This is a genomic window from Streptococcus mitis, from assembly GCF_946190155.1.
Taxonomy (GTDB): Bacteria; Bacillota; Bacilli; order Lactobacillales; family Streptococcaceae; genus Streptococcus; species Streptococcus mitis_CL.
Window position 1 is genome coordinate 1 of record NZ_CAMHZL010000018.1, and the last position, 5017, is coordinate 5017.

The 5017-nt window shown below is 49.9% G+C and carries 1 tRNA gene and 3 rRNA genes; all 4 read right to left on the reverse strand.

Annotated features, from left to right (window positions below):
• Position 1: 1 nt before the first annotated feature.
• Positions 2-117, reverse strand: a 5S ribosomal RNA gene (gene rrf, locus N8O80_RS09455).
• Between the two features lie 76 nt (positions 118-193).
• Positions 194-3095, reverse strand: a 23S ribosomal RNA gene (locus N8O80_RS09460).
• Between the two features lie 126 nt (positions 3096-3221).
• Positions 3222-3294 (reverse strand) — tRNA-Ala (locus tag N8O80_RS09465).
• A 51-nt stretch (positions 3295-3345) separates the two neighbouring features.
• A 16S ribosomal RNA gene (locus N8O80_RS09470) occupies positions 3346-4891 on the reverse strand.
• Together the 16S, 23S and 5S rRNA genes with 1 tRNA gene alongside form the textbook arrangement of a ribosomal RNA operon.
• Between the last annotated feature and the right edge of the window lie 126 nt (positions 4892-5017).

The window sequence follows — 5017 nt, forward strand, 5'->3', positions numbered from 1 at the left end:
AGCTAAGCGACTTCCATATCTCACAGGGGGCAACCCCCAACTACTTCCGGCGTTCTAGGGCTTAACTTCTGTGTTCGGCATGGGTACAGGTGTATCTCCTAGGCTATCGTCACTTAACTCTGAGTAATACCTACTCAAAATTGAATATCTATTCAAACCAAGAAAACCGTTCGCTTTCATATTCTCAGTTACTTTGGATAAGTCCTCGAGCTATTAGTATTAGTCCGCTACATGTGTCGCCACACTTCCACTTCTAACCTATCTACCTGATCATCTCTCAGGGCTCTTACTGATATAAAATCATGGGAAATCTCATCTTGAGGTGGGTTTCACACTTAGATGCTTTCAGCGTTTATCCCTTCCCTACATAGCTACCCAGCGATGCCTTTGGCAAGACAACTGGTACACCAGCGGTAAGTCCACTCTGGTCCTCTCGTACTAGGAGCAGATCCTCTCAAATTTCCTACGCCCGCGACGGATAGGGACCGAACTGTCTCACGACGTTCTGAACCCAGCTCGCGTGCCGCTTTAATGGGCGAACAGCCCAACCCTTGGGACCGACTACAGCCCCAGGATGCGACGAGCCGACATCGAGGTGCCAAACCTCCCCGTCGATGTGAACTCTTGGGGGAGATAAGCCTGTTATCCCCAGGGTAGCTTTTATCCGTTGAGCGATGGCCCTTCCATACGGAACCACCGGATCACTAAGCCCGACTTTCGTCCCTGCTCGAGTTGTAGCTCTCGCAGTCAAGCTCCCTTATACCTTTACACTCTGCGAATGATTTCCAACCATTCTGAGGGAACCTTTGGGCGCCTCCGTTACCTTTTAGGAGGCGACCGCCCCAGTCAAACTGCCCGTCAGACACTGTCTCCGATAGGGATCACCTATCCGGGTTAGAGTGGCCATAACACAAGGGTAGTATCCCAACAACGTCTCCTTCGAAACTGGCGTCCCGATCTCATAGACTCCTACCTATCCTGTACATGTGGTACAGACACTCAATATCAAACTGCAGTAAAGCTCCATGGGGTCTTTCCGTCCTGTCGCGGGTAACCTGCATCTTCACAGGTACTAAAATTTCACCGAGTCTCTCGTTGAGACAGTGCCCAAATCATTACGCCTTTCGTGCGGGTCGGAACTTACCCGACAAGGAATTTCGCTACCTTAGGACCGTTATAGTTACGGCCGCCGTTTACTGGGGCTTCAATTCATACCTTCGCTTACGCTAAGCACTCCTCTTAACCTTCCAGCACCGGGCAGGCGTCACCCCCTATACATCATCTTACGATTTAGCAGAGAGCTGTGTTTTTGATAAACAGTTGCTTGGGCCTATTCACTGCGGCTGACGTAAAGTCAGCACCCCTTCTCCCGAAGTTACGGGGTCATTTTGCCGAGTTCCTTAACGAGAGTTCTCTCGCTCACCTGAGGCTACTCGCCTCGACTACCTGTGTCGGTTTGCGGTACGGGTAGAGTATGTTTAAACGCTAGAAGCTTTTCTTGGCAGTGTGACGTCACTAACTTCGCTACTAAACTTCGCTCCCCATCACAGCTCAATGTTATAGAACTAAGCATTTGACTCAGTTCACACCTCACTGCTTAGACAGACTCTTCCAATCGTCTGCTTTAGTTAGCCTACTGCGTCCCTCCATCACTACATACTCTAGTACAGGAATATCAACCTGTTGTCCATCGGATACACCTTTCGGTCTCTCCTTAGGTCCCGACTAACCCAGGGCGGACGAGCCTTCCCCTGGAAACCTTAGTCTTACGGTGGACAGGATTCTCACCTGTCTTTCGCTACTCATACCGGCATTCTCACTTCTATGCGTTCCAGCACTCCTCACGGTACACCTTCATCACACATAGAACGCTCTCCTACCATACCTATAAAGGTATCCACAGCTTCGGTAAATTGTTTTAGCCCCGGTACATTTTCGGCGCAGGGTCACTCGACTAGTGAGCTATTACGCACTCTTTGAATGAATAGCTGCTTCTAAGCTAACATCCTAGTTGTCTGTGCAATCCCACATCCTTTTCCACTTAACAATTATTTTGGGACCTTAGCTGGTGGTCTGGGCTGTTTCCCTTTCGACTACGGATCTTAGCACTCGCAGTCTGACTGCCGACCATAATTCATTGGCATTCGGAGTTTATCTGAGATTGGTAATCCGGGATGGACCCCTCACCCAAACAGTGCTCTACCTCCAAGAATCTCTAATGTCGACGCTAGCCCTAAAGCTATTTCGGAGAGAACCAGCTATCTCCAAGTTCGTTTGGAATTTCTCCGCTACCCACAAGTCATCCAAGCACTTTTCAACGTGCCCTGGTTCGGTCCTCCAGTGCGTCTTACCGCACCTTCAACCTGCTCATGGGTAGGTCACATGGTTTCGGGTCTACGTCATGATACTAAGGCGCCCTATTCAGACTCGGTTTCCCTACGGCTCCGTCTCTTCAACTTAACCTCGCATCATAACGTAACTCGCCGGTTCATTCTACAAAAGGCACGCTCTCACCCATTAACGGGCTCGAACTTGTTGTAGGCACACGGTTTCAGGTTCTATTTCACTCCCCTCCCGGGGTGCTTTTCACCTTTCCCTCACGGTACTGGTTCACTATCGGTCACTAGGGAGTATTTAGGGTTGGGAGATGGTCCTCCCAGATTCCGACGGGATTTCACGTGTCCCGCCGTACTCAGGATACTGCTAGGTACAAAGACTATTTTAAATACGAGGCTATTACTCTCTTTGGCTGATCTTCCCAAATCATTCTTCTATAATCTTTGAGTCCACATTGCAGTCCTACAACCCCGAAGAGTAAACTCTTCGGTTTGCCCTTCTGCCGTTTCGCTCGCCGCTACTAAGGCAATCGCTTTTGCTTTCTCTTCCTGCAGCTACTTAGATGTTTCAGTTCACTGCGTCTTCCTCCTCACATCCTTAACAGATGTGGGTAACAGGTAGTACCTGTTGGGTTCCCCCATTCGGAAATCCCTGGATCATCGCTTACTTACAGCTACCCAAGGCATATCGTCGTTTGTCACGTCCTTCTTCGGCTCCTAGTGCCAAGGCATCCACCGTGCGCCCTTATTAACTTAACCTTATTTTTTCTGACCTTTCAGTCATAAACTCTTATTAATACTACAGCGTTTTCGGTTTATTTTCTTGTTACTATTTGATATAGATATTCAATTTTCAATGTGCATTACTTGGTGATCTCTCACCAATGGAGCCTAGCGGGATCGAACCGCTGACCTCCTGCGTGCAAAGCAGGCGCTCTCCCAGCTGAGCTAAGGCCCCACAAGACCTCTCAAGACTAAACAAGACCAATGCGCAGTTCCTTATCCTTAGAAAGGAGGTGATCCAGCCGCACCTTCCGATACGGCTACCTTGTTACGACTTCACCCCAATCATCTATCCCACCTTAGGCGGCTGGCTCCTTACGGTTACCTCACCGACTTCGGGTGTTACAAACTCTCGTGGTGTGACGGGCGGTGTGTACAAGGCCCGGGAACGTATTCACCGCGGCGTGCTGATCCGCGATTACTAGCGATTCCGACTTCATGTAGGCGAGTTGCAGCCTACAATCCGAACTGAGACTGGCTTTAAGAGATTAGCTTGCCGTCACCGGCTTGCGACTCGTTGTACCAGCCATTGTAGCACGTGTGTAGCCCAGGTCATAAGGGGCATGATGATTTGACGTCATCCCCACCTTCCTCCGGTTTATTACCGGCAGTCTCGCTAGAGTGCCCAACTGAATGATGGCAACTAACAATAGGGGTTGCGCTCGTTGCGGGACTTAACCCAACATCTCACGACACGAGCTGACGACAACCATGCACCACCTGTCACCTCTGTCCCGAAGGAAAACTCTATCTCTAGAGCGGTCAGAGGGATGTCAAGACCTGGTAAGGTTCTTCGCGTTGCTTCGAATTAAACCACATGCTCCACCGCTTGTGCGGGCCCCCGTCAATTCCTTTGAGTTTCAACCTTGCGGTCGTACTCCCCAGGCGGAGTGCTTAATGCGTTAGCTGCGGCACTAAACCCCGGAAAGGGTCTAACACCTAGCACTCATCGTTTACGGCGTGGACTACCAGGGTATCTAATCCTGTTTGCTCCCCACGCTTTCGAGCCTCAGCGTCAGTTACAAGCCAGAGAGCCGCTTTCGCCACCGGTGTTCCTCCATATATCTACGCATTTCACCGCTACACATGGAATTCCACTCTCCCCTCTTGCACTCAAGTTAAACAGTTTCCAAAGCGTACTATGGTTAAGCCACAGCCTTTAACTTCAGACTTATCTAACCGCCTGCGCTCGCTTTACGCCCAATAAATCCGGACAACGCTCGGGACCTACGTATTACCGCGGCTGCTGGCACGTAGTTAGCCGTCCCTTTCTGGTAAGATACCGTCACAGTGTGAACTTTCCACTCTCACACTCGTTCTTCTCTTACAACAGAGCTTTACGATCCGAAAACCTTCTTCACTCACGCGGCGTTGCTCGGTCAGACTTCCGTCCATTGCCGAAGATTCCCTACTGCTGCCTCCCGTAGGAGTCTGGGCCGTGTCTCAGTCCCAGTGTGGCCGATCACCCTCTCAGGTCGGCTATGTATCGTCGCCTTGGTGAGCCGTTACCCCACCAACTAGCTAATACAACGCAGGTCCATCTGGTAGTGATGCAATTGCACCTTTTAAGCAAATGTCATGCAACATCTACTCTTATGCGGTATTAGCTATCGTTTCCAATAGTTATCCCCCGCTACCAGGCAGGTTACCTACGCGTTACTCACCCGTTCGCAACTCATCCGGAGAAGCAAGCTCCTCCTTCAGCGTTCTACTTGCATGTATTAGGCACGCCGCCAGCGTTCGTCCTGAGCCAGGATCAAACTCTCATTAAAAGTTTGAGTTCTCACTCATTTCTGTCACTGACAGATTTATTGTTTTTTCATTGTTCAGTACTACAACATTAGTTGTAGTGCCCTGCACATTGGTTCGTCTTGTTCAGTTTTCAAAGGTCTTTGTCA